Origin of the sequence: Streptacidiphilus sp. P02-A3a (genome assembly GCF_014084105.1) — a bacterium.
Taxonomy (GTDB): domain Bacteria; phylum Actinomycetota; class Actinomycetes; order Streptomycetales; family Streptomycetaceae; genus Streptacidiphilus.
In genome coordinates, this window is sequence record NZ_CP048289.1 from 7,828,193 (window position 1) to 7,847,276 (window position 19,084).

Below are 19,084 nucleotides of genomic sequence, written 5' to 3' on the forward strand. Positions count from 1 at the left end.
CCGCGAGGGGTCGGCGGTCGGTCTCAGCCGATGAGCGCGTCCACGAAGGCGTCCGGCTCGAACGGCGCCAGGTCGTCCGGGCCCTCGCCCAGGCCGATCAGCTTCACCGGCACGCCCAGCTGGCGCTGCACGGCGACGACGATGCCACCCTTGGCGGTGCCGTCCAGCTTGGTCAGCACGATCCCGGTGATGTCCACCACCTCGGCGAAGACCTTCGCCTGCACCAGGCCGTTCTGGCCGGTGGTGGCGTCGAGCACCAGCAGCACCTCGTCCACCGGGCCGTGCTTCTCCACCACCCGCTTGACCTTGCCCAGCTCGTCCATCAGGCCGGTCTTGGTGTGCAGCCGTCCGGCGGTGTCCACCAGGACGGTGTCGGCGCCGTCGGCGATGCCCTGCTTGACCGCCTCGAAGGCCACCGAGGCCGGGTCGCCGCCCTCCGGGCCGCGCACCGTGTGCGCGCCGACCCGCTCGCCCCAGGTCTGCAACTGGTCCGCGGCGGCGGCGCGGAAGGTGTCGGCCGCGCCCAGCAGCACGGTCCGGCCGTCGGCGACCAGGACCCGGGCGAGCTTGCCGCTGGTGGTGGTCTTGCCGACCCCGTTGACGCCGACGACCAGTATCACCGCCGGACGCGGCGGCTCCTCCTCGGTGTGCCGGGCGGTGTGCAGGGTGCGGTCCATCTCCGGGTCGACCAGGGCCAGCAGCTCCTCGCGGAGCAGCGCGCGCAGGTCGTCCGGGGTACGGGTGCCGAGCACCCGGACCCGGGTACGCAGCCGCTCCACCAGCTCCTGGGTCGGGGTGACCCCGACGTCGGCGGTGAGCAGGACCTCCTCGATCTCCTCCCAGGTGTCCTCGTCCAGGTGGTCCCGGGAGAGCAGCGAGAGCAGGCCCTTGCCCATGGAGTTCTGCGAGCGCGACAGTCGCGAGCGCAGCCGGACCAGGCGGCCCGCGGTCGGCTCCGGGACCTCCAGCGCGGGCGGGGCCAGCGCCTCGGCCACCGGTTCCTCGGCGGCCTCGGCTTCGGGTTCGGCCTGGGCTTCGGGTTCGGCCTGGGCTTCAGGCTCGGCTTCGGGTTCGGCCTCGACGGTGGGCCGCGGCTCGACCGGGGTCGGCCGGGCCGGGGCGCCGAGGGTGGTGTCCGGGGGCGGGGGCGGCGGCAGCTGCTTGCGTCGTCGGCCGTTGACGACGAGACCGGCGGCGGCTCCGAGCAGGACCACCGCGATGACTACGATGAGAATGATGGTTTCCATGGCGTCCCCAGTATCCGTTACGAGGGACCGGCGGCGGGTTGCTGCGGACGCATGTCCTGCGGATCGGCCTGGTCGGCGGCCTCGGGACGGCCGCCGGGCTCGGGACGGCGCTGGGCGGCCAGCAGTCGGCGGGGGGCCGGGCGCGGGGTCTCCCGCAGCCGCTGGCTGATCACCTGGGAGATGCCGTCGCCGCGCATGGACACCCCGTACAGGGCGTCGGCGCACTCCATGGTCAGCTTCTGGTGGGTGATCACGATCAGCTGGGAGCTGTCCCGCAGCTCCTCCATGATGGCGATCAGCCGCCGCAGGTTGGTCTCGTCCAGCGCCGCCTCGACCTCGTCCATCACGTAGAAGGGGCTGGGCCTGGCCTTGAAGATGGAGACCAGCAGCGCGACGGCGGTCAGCGAGCGCTCGCCGCCGGAGAGCAGCGACAGCCGCTTGACCTTCTTGCCCGGCGGCCTGGCCTCCACGTCGATGCCGGTGGTCAGCATGTTCTCCGGGTCGGTCAGCACCAGCCGCCCCTCACCGCCGGGGAACAACCGGGAGAAGACGCCCTCGAACTCGCGCGCGGTGTCGTGGTACGCGGCGGTGAAGACCTGCTCGACCCGCTCGTCCACCTCCTTGACGACGGTGAGCAGGTCGCGGCGGGTGGACTTGAGGTCCTCCAGCTGCTCGCCGAGGAACTGGTGCCGCTCCTCCAGCGCCGCGAACTCCTCCAGTGCCAGCGGGTTGACCTTGCCCAGCTGGGCGTAGGCCTTCTCGGCGGCGCGCAGTCGGCGCTCCTGCTCCTCGCGCCGGTACGGGCGGGCGGCCGCAGGCGCCTTGGCCTCAGCCTTGGCCTCACCCTCAGCCTTGGCCTCCGGTGCGTCGGGGTCCGCCGGGGCGAGTGAGGGCGGTACCAGCTGGTCGGGGCCGTACTCGGCGAGCAGCCCCTCGGCCTCGATGCCGTGCTCCTCCAGCGCCTTGGTCTCCAGTTGCTCGATCCGCAGCCGCTTCTCGGCCCGCAGCACCTCGTCCCGGTGCACCGAGTCGGTCAGCTTGTCCAGCTCGGCCTTGAGCTCCCGGCTGCGGAGCCGCTCCCGGCCGAGCTCGGTGTCGCGGGCCGCCCGCTGCTGCTCGGCCTCCGCCTTCTCGGCCGCCGCCGCCTGCAACGACGCCTCGACGCGGGCCAGCAGCAGCCGGGCGCCGTCGCGGACGGCGGCGGCGATCCGGGCCTCGTGGCCCAGCCGCTGCTGCCGCGCGGCGGCGCGGGCCCGCGCCTCGCGCTCGGCCCTGGCGCCCCGGTCCAGCGAGTCGGCCCGGCCCGCCAGACCGCGGACCCGCTCCTCGTGGGTGCGGACCGCGAGCCGGGCCTCCATCTCGCTCTGCCGGGCCCGGGCCGACTCCTCCCCCAGCCGGTCCCGGTCGCCGGTGTCCGGCTCCTCCTCGTTCGGGCCCTCCTCGGCGACCAGCAGCCGCTCGGAGAGCTCGGCCAGCTCCTGTTCCGCCTGCTCGCGGGCGTCCCCGGCCTTCGCGGCGGCGGCGGTCAGCCGCTCGGCCTCGCCGGTCGCGCCGCGCGCCTGGCCGCCGAGCCGGCCGAGCTGCTGGGCGACGGCGGACTTCTCCTTGTCGGCGGCGCGGCGGCGCGCGGCCAGCGCCTCCACCTCGGCCGCCAGCGCCTTGCGCCGGGCGGTGGCCTGCTCCAGCGCGGCCGCCAGCGCCTCCCGGCGTCCGGCCAGGGCCTCCAGCGCGGCGCCCGCCTCGTCCACCGCGGCCCGGGTCTCCAGCAGGCTGGGGGCACCGGCGGAACCGCCGTAGCCGAAGCCGCCGCTGAGCAGGTCGCCCTCGGCGGTGACCGCGGTCAGCTCCGGGCGGGCGGCGACCAGGGCCTCGGCGTCGGCGAGGGTGTCCACCAGCACCGTGTCCCGCAGCAGTCCGGCCGCCGCCGCGAGCAGCCCGGCCGGGCCGGAGAGCAGGTCGGCGACCCGGACCGCGCCGTCGGGCAGCGGCGACCGGTCCGGTTCGGCGGCGGGGGCGTCGGCGATCAGCAGGGCGGCGCGCCCGGCGTCGTCCTTGCGCAGCAGCCGCAGCGCCTCGGCCGCCTCGGCCACCCCGGTCACCGCGACCGCGTCGGCGGCGTGGCCGAGCGCCGCGGCGACCGCGGCCTCCGCGCCCTGGCGCACCGTCAGCAGTTCGGCCGCCGGGCCCAGCACTCCGCTGACCGAGCCGCCGAGCAGCGCTCCGCTGCCGTCCTTGCGGCGCAGTCCCAGGGCCAGCGCGTCGCGCCGGGCGGTCAGTCCGGCCCTTTCCCGCTCGACCGCCGCCAGTTCCTCGCGGGCCCGCGACTGCGCCTCCTCCGCCTCGGCCAGCGCCGCGCGGAGCTCGACGAGCTGCTGCTCGGCCTCCGCGTCACCCGCGTCCAGGCCGTCCACCTGCGCCTTGAGCTGCTCGTACTCCTCGGTGGCGAGTGCGGCGCGGGCGGTGGCGGCGTCCCGGGCCTCGGCCAGGCGGCCGATCTCCTCGGCCGCGCCGACCGCCCGCGAGCGGGCCGCCGCGACCTTGCCCTGGAGCCTGGCCAGCCCCTCCCGGCGGTCGGCCAGCGCCCGCGCCGCCGCGCGCAGCCGCTGCTCCTCCTGCTGCAGCTGCCGCTCCAGCTCGGCCCGCCGCTCCACGGTCTCGGCCAGCGTGTACTGGGCCTCCTCCAGCGCCTCGGCCAGCTCCGCCTCCTCCGCCCGGACCCGCGCGGCCTCGCGCTCCAGCTCCTCCGGATCGCGTCCGCGGCGCTCCTCGGTCTGCGGCGCGGTCGCGTGCCGGTGCCGGGCCTCGGCCAGGCCGATGGTCCCGCGCACCCGCTCGGCCTGCGAGGACAGCGCGAACCAGGTCTGCTGGGCCTGCTCGACGCGCGGGCCCAGCTGCGCCACCTGCGCCTCCAGCACGGCCTCCCGCCGACGGCACTCCTCGGCCTCCTGCTCGACGCCGCCGCGGCGCAGCCGCAGCGCCATCTCGTCGGCGACCTCCTCCTCCACCGCGCGCCGCAGCGTCACCAGGTCGTCGGCGAGCAGCCGCAGCCGGGCGTCGCGCAGGTCGGCCTGGATGGTGGCGGCCCGGCGCGCTATCTGCGCCTGGCGGCCCAGCGGCTTCAACTGCCGGCGCAGCTCGCCGACCAGGTCCTGCACCCTGGTCATGTTGGCCTGCATGGCGTCCAGCTTCCGCAGCGCCTTCTCCTTGCGCTTGCGGTGCTTGAGGACCCCGGCCGCCTCCTCGATGAAGGCCCGGCGGCCCATCGGGTCGGCGTGCAGCACCGAGTCCAACTGGCCCTGGCCGACGATGACGTGCATCTCCCGGCCGATACCGGAGTCGGACAGCAGCTCCTGGATGTCCAGCAGCCGACAGGTGCTGCCGTTGATCGCGTACTCGCTGCCGCCGTTGCGGAACATGGTCCGGGAGATGGTGACTTCGCTGTACTCGATGGGCAGCGCGCCGTCGGTGTTGTCGATGGTCAGCGCGACCTCGGCGCGGCCCAGCGGCGCGCGGCCGGTGGTCCCGGCGAAGATGACGTCCTCCATCTTGCCGCCGCGCAGCGATTTGGCGCCCTGCTCGCCCATCACCCAGGACAGGGCGTCGACCACGTTGGACTTGCCGGAGCCGTTGGGGCCGACCACGCAGGTGATGCCGGGTTCCAGGCGCAGCGTGGTGGCGGAGGCGAAGGACTTGAAGCCGCGGAGGGTGAGGCTCTTCAGGTGCACGCGTGAGTACCTCCGCCTGATCCGGCCCCCCTGCTGACCACGGGAACTCTATCCCGGGGGACCGTGGTGCGGGCTCGACGCCCAGCGGGGTTTCACCGGCCGGGGCGGAGGGCATCCCTGGTACAAGGAGACGGGGGTGGCGGGGGTCGTGCCGAAGGGACGCCACGGTGGGCGTCCCTAGCACACAGATTGCCGCGCAGAGCTGTCGTGAAGCGTCGCAGTCGTGCGCAGCGACGAACGTGACGCGGTGGCGAACCGACCGCGGTGGCGAACTAACGGAGTAGCGGACTTGCGGGGGTGGCAGCTCCGCCGCCCTGATCTGCGGAGATCAGGAGTAGGCGGGCACTGCCTGGGGCACGTCGATGCTGCGGAGCAGCTGCTCGTGTTCCGCGACGGCCGACAGCGCGTCGTTCTCGGCCTGCATCCGCATGAGCTCGGATTCCAGGTCCTGGACACGCTGCTGGAGACGCCGCATCTCGGAGAGCACGCGGGGGTCAGGTCCGCCGACGTAGCCGAGAAGCGCCTTTGCCATGATGAATGGTCCTCCACGCTGAGTGACCGACCAATGAAGGTGGGGTCGTGTTGGGGTACGCACTCGCTGCGCAGCCCTGGCAAGGCTGAAGGGGCGAAAGCCTTGGGCTGTACGTCCGGGTGCGCGGGTTTCCAGCGTCTCACCAAACGCGAAAAGGGTCAACACGATCACAGCGTGCGACGTCGCCCGCCCGGCATCCGCAGTGGTTCACCCACACTGCGAGCAACCGTGTCACGACCGGTGGCCGGGCGATCACTGCTCGATGCGGAGTCAACCATGAGCTGGCCGGAAGCGCAAGCGTGATACACACGTTCGGTGAACATGTGCGGACCGGTCGGGGGCGGTACCGTCAGCGGATCTCGAAGCCCTGGTAGCGGGCCTCCGTAGGGCCCCATATCTCGGTGACACCGTCGACCCGGCCGGGCGTGTCGCCAGAGCGCAGCAGATCGAGCAGGCGCTCGCACTGCTCCCGCGCGCCCTCAGCGACCACCTGCACCCGGCCGTCGCCGAGGTTGGAGGCGTAGCCGAGGAGCCCTATCTCCAGCGCCCGGGACCGCGTCCACCAGCGGAAACCCACCTCTTGCACCACCCCGCGCACCCACGCGGTCATCCGGACCTGCTCACTCATGCGCCGATTCTCGCATCACACCGGGTACGGACTTTCCCCGCACGCACCGCCGGACATGCCCTACGCTCCCCATGGAGCGCCCTGACGGGTGGCCATGCCGTAACTGTCCGGCCAGCAGGCCTGGGAGGGACGACCAGCCATGTCTCGACACGCATGCAGCGCACACGGATCCTGCGGGGATCACACCCCCGGCCGACGGGCCGGGCAGCGGACCGGACGGACCAGACGGACCAGCGGCCGGGCGCCGCGGATAGTGGCGGCGCTGTGCGGGACGGCGCTGGCGGCCGGGGCGCCGTTCGCGGCGGCAGTTCCGGCCGCGGCGGCTCCGGTGACCGGGGTGCGGCTGGCTCCGGCGGTGGACACCCAGGCCGACTCCGCCCAGCGGCAGGTACTGACACTGGTGAACACGCAGCGCTCGGAGCACCGCTGCGGCGCGCTCAGCGCCTCGTCCCGGCTGAACCGGATGGCGACGGACTACAGCGCCGAGATGGGCACCGAGAACTTCTTCAGCCACACCGACCCGGCCGGGCGCACCCCCTGGGACCGGGCCAAGGACATGGGGATATCCGACTTCGGCGGCGAGAACATAGCCGTGGGCCAGCCGACGCCGCGGGCGGTGATGGACGCCTGGATGAACAGCTCCAAGCACCGGGCGAACATCCTCGACTGCCGCTTCCACTCGCTCGGGGTGGGCGTGTACTACGGCGACGGCGGGCCCTGGTGGACCCAGGACTTCGGCTACTGACCCGCGCGGACGGCTAGCGGGACGCCACGCCGCTCTGGCGCGGCAGTCGCTGGCAGCGGGGGCAGTGGTAGCTGGAGCGGTTCATCCAGGCGGAGCGGCGCATCGGGGTCGCGCAGCGGTTGCAGGGCAGTCCCTCGCGGCCGTAGGCGTCCAGGGCCCGGGAGAAGTACCCGGACTCGCCGTTGACGTTCACGTAGAGGCTGTCGAAGCTGGTGCCGCCGACCGCCAGCGCCGCCGACATGACGTCCCGGGCGGAGGCCAGCAGCAGCGCGGCCTGGGGCCGGGTGAGGGTGTCGGCGGGGCGCTCGTAGTGGAGCTTCGCGCGCCACAGCGCCTCGTCGGCGTAGATGTTGCCGACGCCGCTGATCAGCGACTGGTCCAGCAGGTTGCGCTTCACCCCGCTGCCGCGGCGGCGCAGCGCCGCCAGGAAGGCGGTGTCGTCGAAGCGCGGGTCGAGCGGGTCGCGGGCGATGTGGCCGAGCGACAGCGGAGCCGAATCGGGGTCGCTCGGGTCGGCCTCCTCGACCGCCAGGCCGCCGAAGGTGCGCTGGTCGACGAAGCGCAGCTCGGTGCCCTGGTCGTCGGCGAAGCGGAAGCGGACCCGCAGGTGGGTCTCGGCGGGGGCGTCCTGCGGCTGCACCAGCAGCTGCCCGCTCATGCCGAGGTGGCCGATCAGCGAGCTGCCGGTGCCCGGCAGCGGCAGCCACAGGTACTTGCCGCGGCGCTGGGCGGCGCCGAGCACCCGCCCGGCGAGCTGCGCCGCGAAGTCGTCCGGACCGGCGGCGTGCCGCCGGACCGCACGCGGGTGGTAGACCAGCACCGAGCTGACGGTACGGCCGCTGACCCAGCGGTCGAGCCCTCGGCGGACCACCTCGACCTCGGGCAGCTCGGGCATGGTGGCGGCCTTACTCGCTCGTGGACGTGCTGCCGTCGCTGTGCTTCTCCCGGATCGCGGTCCAGGCGTTCTGCGCGGCCTTCTGCTCGGCTTCCTTCTTGGACCGGCCGGTGCCCGTGCCGTAGTCCTCGCCGGCCACGCGAGCGGCGGCGATGAAGGTCTTCTCGTGGTCGGGGCCGGACTCCGAGACGACGTACTCGGGGACGCCGATGCCCACCGAGGCGGTGAGCTCCTGCAGGCTGGTCTTCCAGTCCAGTCCGGCGCCGAGGTTCGAGGACTCCTCGATCAGCGGGTCGAACAGGCGGTGCACCAGTTCATCGGCGGCGCTCAGGCCCTGGTCCAGGTAGACCGCGCCGATGATCGCCTCAAGGGTGTCCGCGAGGATGGAGGACTTGTCCCGTCCACCGGTGCCCTCCTCGCCGCGCCCGAGGCTGATGAAGGACCCGAGGTCGAGTCCGCGCGCGACCTGGGCGAGGGCGCGCGAGTTGACCACCGCGGCGCGCAGCTTCGCGAGCTGCCCTTCCGGAAGGTCGGGGTGGATGCGGTAGAGGGTGTCCGTCACCACCAGACCCAGCACCGAGTCGCCCAGGAACTCCAGGCGCTCGTTGGTGGGCAGACCACCGTTCTCGTACGCGTACGAGCGGTGAGTGAGCGCACGTACCAGGAGGGCCGGCTCAAGTGTGTACCCGAGCCGTCCCTCCAGCACGGCGTACGCGGTGTCGGCGTGTTGCGACGCAGACGCTGACATCGTGTTGGTCACCAGCCGATCAGACCGACAGGACCTGACGGCGGTTGTACGTGCCGCAGCTCGGGCACGCGATGTGGCCCAGCTTGGGCTCGTGGCAGCGGTCGCAAGCCACCAGGGCGGGGACCGCAGCCTTCCACTGCGAACGGCGGTGGCGCGTGTTGCTGCGCGACATCTTCCGCTTCGGAACAGCCACGGCTACTTCTCCTGGTTCTCGGCAGCACCCTCACGGGTACCGCTGTCGTTGCTTCCGGCCTCGATGGATGGGGCCGAGAGTCCCTGCAGAGCCGCCCACCGGGGGTCGACGGCGTCGTGGTGGTGGTCCGGGTCGTCCGTGAGCCGTGCTCCGCACTCGGAGCACAGGCCCAGGCAGTCTTCCTGGCACACCGGCTGCAGCGGCAGTGCGAGCACCACCGCGTCACGCAGCACCGGCTCAAGGTCGAACAGCTCGCCCTCAAGCCGGGAGGCTTCTTCGTCCTCTTCCTCTTCGGCGGTCGCGAAGCGGTTCGTGCCCTCGGGGTAGTAGTAGAGCTCCTGGAAGTCCGCGTCGAGCTTCTGCTCGATCGGTTCCAGGCAGCGCACACACTCGCCCTTGAGCCCGCCCTTGACCGTACCCGTGATGAGTACGCCTTCGACGACTGCCTCCAGTCGGAGGTCCAGCTCGACAGTGCTTCCTTCGGGGACGCCGATGACCTCGATACCGAGGCCCTCGGGCGCCGGGAGGGAACGGGAAACCTTGCGCATCGAACCAGGCCGCCGCCCGAGCTCGTGTGTATCGAACACGAGCGGGTCGCGGTGGTCGAGGCGGTTCAGGGTTTCCTGCTCTCTACGGTGCACGGAGCTACGGGCACCCGGATACGAGAACCCGGGGCGGGGCAGCCGACAATCCCCGGCACTGAACAGGCCGGAGACGTCAGAGTACCGGAAGGGTGGACCGGGGCCCAACTCGCGGGTCCCGGGTCCGCCGCCGACGGCGCTACTGCTGGTATCCGCCGAACTCGCGCAGCTTGCTGACATCGATGAAACCGGTGTCGAAGAAGCTGGTCTCGTCGAGCCCCTGGCCCTGCTGCTGCTGCGGCAGGTGCGGCTGCGGCTGGACGTACGGGTCGTACTCAGGCTGCTGCGGATAGGCGTACGGGTCGTAGCCCGGCTGCGGCTGCTGGTAGCCGTAGGCGTCGTAGCCGGGCTGCTGCTGCTCGTAGCCGGACTGGGCCTGCTGCGGCTGCAACTGGCCCTGGAGCTGGTACTCCTGCTGGTACGGGTAGCCGTTCGGGTCCAGCTGCGGCTGCTGCGGCGGCCAGTACTCGGGCTGCTGCTGGCCGGGGTGCTCCTGACCGGCGTGCTCCTGAGCGGCGTCCGGCTCCGGCAGCAGCCCGGCCGAGGCGAGCTCGGCGGCGACGGCGGAGTGCCGGTCGCCGTGCACGGTGACCCCGGAGGCGTGGTCGGCGGCCTCCAGGTAGGCGCCCAGGTCGTCGATCGGCCGCTTGCCGAGGAGCTTGTCCCGGCCCCGGCCGACCGCCTCCAGGGTCTTGCCCAGCGCGGTCTCCAGCGCCGCCAGCTTGACGTCGACGTAGTCGTCGACCTCGGGGCTCGGCGAGTGGAAGGCGTCCTGGGCGAACTCCTCGCCGTCCTCGCCCTCGACCGGCATGCCGCCGGTGCGCAGCTTCGCCCGGCCGCGGCCGAGCGCGCCCAGCGTCTTGGTGAGCACCACCTCGAAGTTCGCCAGCTTGCTGTCGACGTAGTCGTCGGCCTCGCGGCGCTCCTCCTCGGACTCCGCGCGGGCCTCGGCGAGCAGCCGGTCGGCCTCGGCCTGGGCCCGGACCACCAGGTCGGTTCCGGCGACCAGCCGCGCGCGCTCCTCGTGGGCGGCGGCGATGATCCGCTCGGCCTCGCGGCGGGCCTCCTCGACGACCTGGTCGCCCTGCTCCACCGTCTGCTGGGCCTGCGCGAGCTCGGTCGGCAGGGCCTCCCGCAGCTCGGCCAGCATCGCGGCCATCTCGGACTTGTTCACCACGATCGACGCCGACATCGGCATGGATCTCGCGTTCTCGACCGTCGCGGTGATCTCGTCAAGCTTCTGCTGCACGTCCACCTGAGCTCACGTCTTCCAGAGGAGGCAATGGAGTGGAAGCACGAACTCTACTGCGCTAGCGCTGATCCGCGAGCCGCCCGACCAGCCGCGAGTAGACCGTCTCCGGTACGAGATGGGACACATCGCCCCCGTACGCCGCGACCTCCTTGACCAGCGAGGAGGAGATGAAACTCCAGGTCGGGCTGGTCGGCACGAACAGCGTCTCGACGCCGGACAGTCCGTGGTTCATCTGCGCCATCTGCAACTCGTAGTCGAAGTCGCTGACGGCGCGCAGGCCCTTCACGATGGCCGGGATGCCGCGCTCCCGGCAGAAGTCCACCAGCAGCCCGTGGTGGGACTCCACCACGACGTTGCCGTAGGGCGCGGACACCTCCTCGATCATCTCGATCCGCTCCTCGACCGTGAACAGGCCGCGCTTGGACTTGTTGACCGCGACCGCGACATGGACCACGTCGTAGAGGCGGGACGCCCGCTCGATGATGTCGAGGTGCCCGTTGGTGATCGGGTCGAACGAACCCGGACAGACAGCACGGCGGGCGTCCCGACGACCCACAGCATCATTGCTGGCAGACACGGCGATACCTCATTCACTCGGTGGGGAACTCAGACGACACTGTCGGTTCCGTCGGCGTCGGCGCGGCCGTGCCAGAGTGTGGCCTCGCCGTAGCGTCGGGCGCGGAGCGGCCTGAACCCGGCGGGCCAGGCGAACTCGCCGCCCCGGGTGCCGCGCTCCACGGTGACAATCGTCCCGTCGGCGAGCCACCCACGGGAACCGAGTGTGATCAGGATCTCGCGCACCGCGTCGTCGGTGACGGCATACGGCGGGTCCAGGAACAGCGTGTCGTAGCGGGCCAGCGGGGGCTCCCCCGCCAGCACCTTCTCCACCTGGCCCGGGCGCACCTCGGCCCCTGACAGGCCCAGGGTGCGGACGTTGGCCAGGATCGCCTTCACCGCCGCCTGGTCCGCCTCGACCAGCAGCGCGTGGGCCGCCCCCCGGGACAGGGCCTCCAGCCCGACCGCGCCGGACCCGGCGAACAGGTCGAGCACCCGGGCCCCGGCCAGCGAGCCGCGCTGGGCCTCCCAGCTGGAGAACAGGCCCTCGCGGGCGCGGTCGGAGGTCGGGCGGGTGCCCTCGCCCGGGGGGACGGCCAGGTTGCGGCCACGGGCTGATCCGGCGATCACGCGGGTCATGAGTTTCGGTCCTTGCGGTGCGGTGCTGACGCGGTCGCCCACCACGCTATCCGCAGCCGGTGCGGACCGGCGTGGCGGGCGACCGCGCGCCGGTCAGGCCCCGGGTGCCGCGCCGCCGGGCTCGCCCGCCGCGCCGAGCAGCGTCGGGGAGGCGTAGCGGGACCAGGACAGGCAGCCGTCGGGCGGGCAGTACTCGGGGCGGCGCGGGTCGTGACCGAGCTCACGCAGCTTGGTGCGCACGGAGTCGGGTGTGCGGCCGAAGCGGGCCGCTATCCGGGCCACGGTCTCGTTGTCGTGGAACCGGCGCAGCAGTTCCTCCTCGTGCACCGGCACCCAGGGGGCGCCGTGTCCGGGGTAGAGCTCGCGCAGCACGTCGCGGTCGGGGATGGGCTCGGAGACGTCGGCGACGATCGCCAGCGCCCGCAGCGCCCGGTTGAAGGCGATGCGCAGCGAGGGGACGTCCTCCACCGGCAGCCGCAGCCGGCCGGAGGCGATGGGCTCGGCGGCGTGGCCCTCGCGCCAGCCGGTGAAGTTGACGACGACCTCGCGGTCGTCCTCGCTGCTGAGTTCGATGCGGAAGACCTTGTCGCCGAGCGGAAGCTCGTTGAGGTGACGGAATGCCATGCGAGTGCCCCCAGTTGTCCGGTGGACGGCGTGCGTGCGGGAGCGGAAAGCCCTGGTGACGCGGGCTTTCCGAACACCTCCATTGTCGCGCGCGGCACTGACAATCGGGGGTGGGCGAGCGACTGCTCAGCCCTTCTCCAGGTACTCCGCGCGGTCCTCGTCGACCAGGCTGCGCAGGGCGGCGGCGAGTTCCGGATGCTCCGTCAGTTCCGGGTCGGCGGCGACCACCCGGGCGGCCTCCTCCCGGGCGGCGGCGATCACGTCCTCGTCGTCCAGCACCGAGAGCACCCGCAGCGAGGAGCGCACGCCGGACTGGGCCTGGCCGAGGACGTCCCCCTCGCGGCGCTGCTCCAGGTCGATCCGGGACAGCTCGAAGCCGTCCAGGGTGGCGGCCACCGCGTCCAGTCGGCGGCGGGCCGGGCCGGCCTCGGGCATCTCGCTGACCAGCAGGCACAGGCCGGGCGCGGAGCCCCGGCCGACCCGGCCGCGCAGCTGGTGCAGCTGGGAGACGCCGAACCGGTCGGCGTCCATGATCACCATGGCGGTGGCGTTGGGGACGTTGACGCCGACCTCGATCACGGTGGTGGCCACCAGCACGTCCACCGCGCCCGCGGTGAACCGGCGCATCAGGTCGTCCTTGGCGTCCGGCGGCATCCTGCCGTGCAGCACCTCGACCCGCAGCCCGGACAGCGGGCCCCGGACCAGCTGTTCGGCGGTCTCCAGCACCGCCAGCGGCGGACGCCGGTCGTCGCCGGCGGGCGGCTTCTCCTTGGCCGCGCCCTTCCGGTCCTCCTCGTCGCCGATCCGCGGGCAGACCACGTAGGCCTGGTGGCCCGAGGCGACCTCCTCGCGGACCCGCTCCCAGGCGCGGGCGAGGAAGTTGGGCTTCTCCAGGGCGGGCACCACATGGGTGGCGATCGGCGAGCGCCCGGCCGGGAGCTGGTCCAGCACCGAGGTCTCCAGGTCGCCGAAGACGGTCATCGCGACCGTGCGCGGGATCGGGGTGGCGGTCATCACCAGCAGGTGCGGCGGCCGGGCGGCCTTGGCCCGGAGCGCGTCGCGCTGCTCGACGCCGAAGCGGTGCTGCTCGTCGACCACCACCAGGCCCAGGTCGTCGTCGTGGAACAGCACCTTGTCCTCGATCAGGGCGTGGGTGCCGATGGCGATCCCGGCCTCGCCGGTGACCAGGTCGAGCAGCGCGCGCTTGCGGGCGGCGACGCCCATCGAGCCGGTCAGCAGCGCCACCCGGGTGCCGAGGTCGGAGCCGCCCAACTGGCCGCGCTCGGCCAGGTCGCCCATCATCTCCACGATCGAGCGGTGGTGCTGCTGGGCCAGCACCTCGGTCGGCGCCAGCAGCGCCGCCTGGCCGCCGGAGTCGACCACGGCCAGCATCGCCCGCAGCGCGACCAGGGTCTTGCCGGAGCCGACCTCGCCCTGGAGCAGCCGGTGCATCGGGTGCTCCAGGGCCAGGTCGGCGAAGATCTCGGCGGAGACCGCGCGTTGGCCGTCGGTCAGGGTGAACGGCAGCCGGGCGTCGAAGGCGTCCAGCAGGCCGCCCTCGCGCGGCACCCGCGGGGTGGCCGGGCGGGCGCTGTCGGCGGCCCGGCGCCGGGCCAGGGCGACCTGCAACACGAACGCCTCGTCCCACTTCAGCCGGGCCTGGGCGCTCGCCCGCTCGGCCTGGTTGGCCGGGCGGTGGATCCGCTGCAGGGCGTCCCGCAGCGGCAGCAGGTCGCGGTCACGGCGCAGCGGCTCCGGCAGCGGGTCGTCCAGCTCGTCCCAGACGAAGGTGTCCAGGAGTGCGTCGACGGCTTTGGCGATCCGCCAGGAGGGGACCTTGGCCGCCGCCGGGTAGACCGGGATCAGCCGCCCGGCGAACTGCCTGGCCAGGTCGGTGTCCTCCTCGTCCATCAGCTGGTACTCGGGGTTGGTCAGCTGCCGGATCCGGTTGAAGACGCCGACCTTGCCCGCGAACAGGCCCTGGCGGCCCGGCCGCAGTTCGTGCACCCGGCGGGCCTGGTTGAAGAAGGTGAGCCGCAGCCGGCTGCGGCCGTCGGTGACCACCACCTCCAGCCGGTCGCCCTTGCGCCCCTGGAACGGGATCACCCGGGATTCCTCGATCCTGGCCATCACCGTGACGTGCTCGTCCAGCACCAGCTCGTCCAGGCTGGTGAGTTCGCCGCGCTCGGCGTAGCGGCGCGGGTAGTGGTGCAGCAGGTCGCCCACGGTGTGCAGGTCGAGGTGGTCGGCGAGGGCCTTGGCGCTCGGGCCGCCGACGAGCTTCTTCAGGGGTTCGTCGAGCGCGGACATCTCGTCCACCTCCTTACTCGGTTCACAGGCACAGCCCGGTCACCACAGCCTTACCGCACGGCACTGACAAACCGCTCACGCGACTCACGCGACTCACGCGCCTCACTCGACGCCGATGAGCAGCGGCGAGGACGCCTGGTCGCCCCGGTAGACGACGGTGTCGACGACCGGGTTGGCCCGGCGGACGTGGGCCACCAGGTGTTCGGCGACCGCCTCCGGCACGCCTTCGCCGAGGATCAGGGTGACCAGTTCGCCGCCCGCCGCGAGCATCCGGTCCAGCACGGTCGCCGCGGTCCGCTCGGTCTCCGAGCCGATCACCGCGACGTCGCCGTCGATCAGCCCGAGCACGTCGCCCGCCTGGCAGACCCCGGCCATGGTCCAGGACTCCCCCTCGGCGACGGCGAGTTCGGCGTAGCGGGTGGCTCCGGCGGCGGAGGTCATGGCGACCACGTCCTCGTCGAAGCGGCGGCCCGGCTCGTGCACGGCGAGCGCGGCCAGGCCCTGGACCGGGGAGCGGGTGGGGATCACCGCGACCCGCACCCCCTCGCGGCGCAGCTGCTCGGCGGCGGCTCCGGCCGCCGGGCGCAGTTCGGTGTCGTTGAGCAGCAGCACCACCTCGCTGGCGCGGGCGCGGCGGATCGCCGCCGCCAGCTCGGTGCTGGACGGACGGCGGTCCGGGTCGGCGTGCAGCACGGTGGCGCCGGAGTCGGCGCACAGCCCGGCCATGCCCTGGCCGTGGACGACGCTGACCACCCCGCGGGGGCTGGCGGCCGGGTCGGTCTCGTCGTACCCGGCGGGGGCGGCCGGGGCGGCGGCGCTGGCGAAGTGGGTGATCCGGATCCGGTGCGGGCGACCGGCCCCGATCCCGGCCTCGACGGCCGCGCCCGGGTCGTCCACGTGCACGTGGACGTTCCACAGGCCGTCGCCGCCGACCACCACCAGTGAGTCGCCGAGTTCGGCGAGCGCGGCCCGCAGCGCGGGCAGCCGGTCGTCGACGGCGTCGAGCAGGTAGACCACCTCGTAGCCGGGGCCGCCGGGGGTGAACCGGTGCGTCCCGGTGGGGACGGGTTCGGCGGCGCGGGTCCCGGCCAGGGCCAGCGGGCCCATCGGGCTGTGGCCGCCGACGGCGTCGGCGAGCGCGCCGAGCACCGCGACCAGGCCCCGGCCGCCGGCGTCCACCACTCCGGCCGCGCCCAGCGCGGGCAGCTGGGCGGTGGTCCGGGCCAGCGCGGCGCGGGAGGCCTCGTAGGCGGCCTGGGCCACGGCCGGGAGGTCGGCGCCGGGTCGCGGGCCGCGGTGCGGTCCGGAGTCGGCGTCCGGACCGGAGTCGGCGTCCGGACCGGGGTCCGCGCCCGGCTCCGCCCCGACGGCGAGTTCGGCGGCCTCGGCCGCGGCGGCGGCGACGGTCAGGACCGTTCCCTCGACCGGCGCGGCCACCGCCTCGTACCCGGCGTCGGCGGCCCGGCGCAGCGCCCGGGCCAGGGTGGCCGCGTCGGCGGCGGGGTCGGCGGCGAAGGCGGCGGCGATGCCGCGCAGCAGCTGCGCCAGGATCACCCCGGAGTTGCCGCGGGCGCCGATCAGCGCGCCGTGCGCCATCGCCCGCAGCGCGTCGGCGGGGGTCGGCGTACCGGTGCTCCCGGCGGTCGCGAACAGCCGGTCCACCTCCTCGGCGGCGGACTCCACGGTGAGGTAGAGGTTGCTGCCGGTGTCGCCGTCCGGGACCGGGAAGACGTTGAGCGCGTTGATCTCCTCGCGGGCCTGGCCGAGCGCGGCCAGCGAGAGCCGGCACCAGGTGCGTACGGCCGGAGCGTCGAGGGTGTCCAGCACCTGGGGTCTCCTTGGGGACGCGACTGGGTACGCGGCCTGGGTACGGCGGCGTGGGTGCACGGCGGGGCGGGCGGCGGGGCTCCAGGGCAGGTTATCCGGCTCGGAGCCGGGGCCGGTCGCGGCGGCCGGATGCGGGGCTTCCGGCCAGGTCGTGGTAGTTTCGCTGTACGGAGCAAGCCCATGTATGCTGCTCCGGTTGCCCGGATCCCTCCGGGCCAACCCCCGGTAGCAGCGCGGTACCGCTACCAGGCCTCCGCGCCACCCGGGGTTGTCAACGTAAGTGCATCTGAAGTCTTTGGAGTGACTCCCGTGGCTGCCAACTGCGACGTCTGCGGCAAGGGGCCGGGCTTCGGCAACAACATCTCCCACTCGCACCGCCGTACCCGTCGTCGTTGGAACCCCAACATCCAGACGGTGCGCGCTGTGATTGGGCGGACGCCGAAGCGGCTCAACGTCTGCACCTCGTGCATCAAGGCCGGCAAGGTGTCGCGCTGACGCGGCCACCTTCCTCGGCTTCGCAGTGGGCCGGTCCACCTCAGGTGGACCGGCCCACTGCTTTGCTTTCCCCGACGGGTTCAGCCGCGCTGCCGCCAGCCGTGGTCGACCGGACCGATGCCCGCGCCCAGGGCGAAGCCGCCCGCGATGGCGCCGGTGACGTACGCCTTGGCGGCGGCCACCGCCTCCGGCACCGGCAGGCCCAGTGCCAGGTGTGAGGCGATGGCGCTGGCCAGGGTGCAGCCGGTGCCGTGGGTGTGCCGGTTGTCGTAGCGCTCGGCCCGGAACCAGTGCTGTTCGCCGTCGGGCCCGCGCAGCAGGTCCGCCGCCTCCCCCGGCAGGTGGCCGCCCTTGATCAGCGCCCAGCGGGCGCCGAGGTCCCGCAGCGCCCGGGCGGCGTCCGGCATGCCCCGCTCGTCGGTGACGGTGATCCCGGTGAGCTGCGCCACCTCGTGCAGGTTGGGGGTGGCCACGGTGGCCAGCGGCAGCAGCCGCTCGCGCAGGACCGACACCGCCGAGCCCGCGAGCAGCGCGTCGCCGTGCTTGGAGACGCCGACCGGGTCGACCACCACCGGTACCGCCGGGTCCAGGCCGCCGAGCAGCTCGGCGACGGTCGCGACGAGTTCGGCGGAGGCCAGCATCCCGGTCTTCACCGCCTGCACCCCGATGTCGTCCACCACGCTGCGGAACTGGGCCCGGACCGCCTCCGCCGGGAGCTCCCAGTAGCCCTGGACGCCGGTGGAGTTCTGCGCGGTGACGGCGGTGATCACGCTCATGCCGTGGACGCCGAGCGCCAGCATGGTCTTCAGGTCGGCCTGGATGCCCGCGCCGCCGCCGGAGTCGGATCCGGCGACGGTGAGCACGCGGGGCGGGGCGACCGGCCCGGACGAGGGGGTGGGAGGAACGTTCGACATGGATCCAACCTATCTGCCCCGCTCCGGGCTACAGCACGGCCTCCGCCTCGGTCCAGCGGATCTCCGGGACGGTCTTCAGCCGGGTCACCGCGTCGGCGATCGGCACCAGCTGGATCCCGGTCCCGCGCAGCGCGGTCATGTGGCCGAAGGCGCCCTTGTGCACGGCCTCGACCGCGTGCCAGCCGAAGCGGGTGGCGAGCACCCGGTCCTGGGCGGTGGGGGTGCCGCCGCGCTGGACGTGGCCGAGGATGACCGGCTTGGACTCCTTGCCGATCCACTGGGCGATCTCGCCCGCGAGCCGGGTGCCGATGCCGCCGAACAGCTGGTGCCCGTAGGCGTCGGTGCTGCCGTGGGCGAAGCGCATGGTGCCGGGGCGGGGTTCGGCGCCCTCGGCGACGGCGACGATGGCGAACTTCTTGCCGCGCGCGAAGCGCTCCTCGACCATCTGGCAGACCTCCTCGACGTCGAAGGGCCGCTCCGGGATCAGGATGCCGTGGGCGCCCCCGGCCATCCCGGCGTGCAGGGTGATCCAGCCGGTGTGCCGCCCCATGAGCTCGACCACCATCACCCGCTGGTGTGACTCGGCGGTGGTCTTCAGCCGGTCGATGGCCTCGGTGGCGACGTGGACGGCGGTGTCGTGGCCGAAGGTGACGTCGGTGGCGTCGATGTCGTTGTCGATGGTCTTGGGCACGGCCACCACCGGCATTCCGGCCTCGCTGAACAGCTGGGCGGCGATCAGCGTGCCTTCGCCGCCGATGCAGACCAGGGCGTCGAGGCCGAGTGCCCGGCGCAGTTCCCCGGCCCGGGCCACGCCCTCGCGCAGCCGGTCCCGGGCGACCCTGGCGGAGCCGAGGACGGTGCCGCCCAGGGTGAGGATGCCCTGGACATCGTCCAGGCCCAGCGGGCGGGCGCGGCCCTCGATCAGGCCGAGGAAGCCGTCCTCGATGCCGATGACGGTGTCGTCGTGGTCGGCGACCGCCCGGTGCACCACCGAGCGGATCACCGCGTTGAGTCCGGGGCAGTCGCCGCCGCTGGTCAGCACTCCGATTCTCATGGGTGCAGCTTATGAGAAAGGACCGGTTTGCGGGGCTCTGCCCGGCCCTGGTCGGGTCTG

At 73.3% G+C, this 19,084-nt stretch carries 18 protein-coding genes; 2 read left to right on the plus strand and 16 right to left on the minus strand.

What is annotated here, in order from left to right; all coding sequences use genetic code 11:
* Positions 1 to 23: 23 nt before the first annotated feature.
* The 4 genes from ftsY to GXP74_RS32910 all read right to left on the minus strand — a co-directional run bounded on the left by ftsY (position 24) and on the right by GXP74_RS32910 (position 6,132).
* Complete coding sequence (gene ftsY, locus GXP74_RS32895) at positions 24 to 1,247, minus strand: signal recognition particle-docking protein FtsY (protein ID WP_182454905.1); 1,224 nt, start codon at positions 1,245 to 1,247, stop codon at positions 24 to 26.
* Positions 1,248 to 1,264: 17 nt separating this feature from the next.
* Positions 1,265 to 4,972, minus strand: coding sequence for a chromosome segregation protein SMC (gene smc, locus GXP74_RS32900; RefSeq protein ID WP_182454906.1), 3,708 nt, complete (start codon positions 4,970 to 4,972; stop codon positions 1,265 to 1,267).
* Positions 4,973 to 5,300: 328 nt separating this feature from the next.
* A complete protein-coding gene (locus GXP74_RS32905) occupies positions 5,301 to 5,504 on the minus strand; it encodes a hypothetical protein (protein WP_182454907.1) in 204 nt (67 codons plus the stop codon).
* A gap of 349 nt (positions 5,505 to 5,853) precedes the next feature.
* Entirely contained in the window at positions 5,854 to 6,132 is a 279-nt protein-coding gene (locus GXP74_RS32910) for an acylphosphatase (protein WP_182454908.1), read from the minus strand.
* 139 nt (positions 6,133 to 6,271) lie between these two features.
* On the opposite strand from GXP74_RS32910, the gene GXP74_RS32915 reads away from it, so the two are divergent.
* Positions 6,272 to 6,877 carry a CAP domain-containing protein gene (locus GXP74_RS32915; RefSeq protein WP_182454909.1) on the plus strand — a complete coding sequence of 202 codons (606 nt, stop codon included), beginning with the start codon at positions 6,272 to 6,274 and terminating at the stop codon, positions 6,875 to 6,877.
* Positions 6,878 to 6,890: 13 nt separating this feature from the next.
* On the opposite strand, the gene mutM is transcribed toward GXP74_RS32915, so the two are convergent.
* From mutM to GXP74_RS32965, 10 genes are all read right to left on the minus strand, one after another.
* Positions 6,891 to 7,772 (minus strand): bifunctional DNA-formamidopyrimidine glycosylase/DNA-(apurinic or apyrimidinic site) lyase, encoded by an 882-nt coding sequence (gene mutM, locus GXP74_RS32920; RefSeq protein ID WP_182454910.1) that lies wholly within the window; start codon positions 7,770 to 7,772, stop codon positions 6,891 to 6,893.
* Positions 7,773 to 7,782: 10 nt separating this feature from the next.
* Positions 7,783 to 8,520 (minus strand): ribonuclease III, encoded by a 738-nt coding sequence (gene rnc / locus GXP74_RS32925; RefSeq protein WP_182454911.1) that lies wholly within the window; start codon positions 8,518 to 8,520, stop codon positions 7,783 to 7,785.
* A 19-nt stretch (positions 8,521 to 8,539) separates the two neighbouring features.
* Positions 8,540 to 8,713, minus strand: coding sequence for a 50S ribosomal protein L32 (rpmF, locus tag GXP74_RS32930; protein ID WP_030263933.1), 174 nt, complete (start codon positions 8,711 to 8,713; stop codon positions 8,540 to 8,542).
* Positions 8,714 to 8,715: 2 nt separating this feature from the next.
* Complete coding sequence (locus GXP74_RS32935) at positions 8,716 to 9,354, minus strand: DUF177 domain-containing protein (RefSeq protein WP_370468489.1); 639 nt, start codon at positions 9,352 to 9,354, stop codon at positions 8,716 to 8,718.
* 139 nt (positions 9,355 to 9,493) lie between these two features.
* Complete coding sequence (locus GXP74_RS32940) at positions 9,494 to 10,603, minus strand: cell division initiation protein (RefSeq protein ID WP_370468490.1); 1,110 nt, start codon at positions 10,601 to 10,603, stop codon at positions 9,494 to 9,496.
* A 61-nt stretch (positions 10,604 to 10,664) separates the two neighbouring features.
* Positions 10,665 to 11,162 carry a pantetheine-phosphate adenylyltransferase gene (gene coaD / locus GXP74_RS32945; RefSeq protein WP_182456799.1) on the minus strand — a complete coding sequence of 166 codons (498 nt, stop codon included), beginning with the start codon at positions 11,160 to 11,162 and terminating at the stop codon, positions 10,665 to 10,667.
* Positions 11,163 to 11,212: 50 nt separating this feature from the next.
* Positions 11,213 to 11,800: a 16S rRNA (guanine(966)-N(2))-methyltransferase RsmD gene (gene rsmD / locus GXP74_RS32950; RefSeq protein ID WP_182454913.1), complete on the minus strand. Its 588-nt coding sequence runs from the start codon at positions 11,798 to 11,800 to the stop codon at positions 11,213 to 11,215.
* Positions 11,801 to 11,893: 93 nt separating this feature from the next.
* On the minus strand, positions 11,894 to 12,424 hold the full coding sequence (locus tag GXP74_RS32955) for a hypothetical protein (RefSeq protein WP_182454914.1): 531 nt from the start codon (positions 12,422 to 12,424) through the stop codon (positions 11,894 to 11,896).
* A gap of 126 nt (positions 12,425 to 12,550) precedes the next feature.
* On the minus strand, positions 12,551 to 14,734 hold the full coding sequence (gene recG, locus GXP74_RS32960) for an ATP-dependent DNA helicase RecG (RefSeq protein WP_182454915.1): 2,184 nt from the start codon (positions 14,732 to 14,734) through the stop codon (positions 12,551 to 12,553).
* 102 nt (positions 14,735 to 14,836) lie between these two features.
* Positions 14,837 to 16,561, minus strand: a complete 1,725-nt coding sequence (locus GXP74_RS32965; protein ID WP_182454916.1) for a DAK2 domain-containing protein — start codon at positions 16,559 to 16,561, stop codon at positions 14,837 to 14,839.
* Between the two features lie 309 nt (positions 16,562 to 16,870).
* Between GXP74_RS32965 and rpmB the strand changes: the two genes are divergently transcribed.
* The gene (rpmB, locus tag GXP74_RS32970; RefSeq protein WP_035846000.1) at positions 16,871 to 17,056 is read left to right on the plus strand and encodes a 50S ribosomal protein L28; all 186 of its coding nucleotides are present in this window, start codon (positions 16,871 to 16,873) and stop codon (positions 17,054 to 17,056) included.
* A gap of 80 nt (positions 17,057 to 17,136) precedes the next feature.
* Here the strand turns inward: rpmB and thiD are convergent, their stop codons facing one another.
* Both thiD and GXP74_RS32980 read right to left on the minus strand, forming a co-directional pair.
* A complete protein-coding gene (thiD, locus tag GXP74_RS32975; RefSeq protein ID WP_182454917.1) occupies positions 17,137 to 17,970 on the minus strand; it encodes a bifunctional hydroxymethylpyrimidine kinase/phosphomethylpyrimidine kinase in 834 nt (277 codons plus the stop codon).
* Positions 17,971 to 17,998: 28 nt separating this feature from the next.
* A complete protein-coding gene (locus GXP74_RS32980; RefSeq protein WP_182454918.1) occupies positions 17,999 to 19,024 on the minus strand; it encodes an ATP-dependent 6-phosphofructokinase in 1,026 nt (341 codons plus the stop codon).
* Between the last annotated feature and the right edge of the window lie 60 nt (positions 19,025 to 19,084).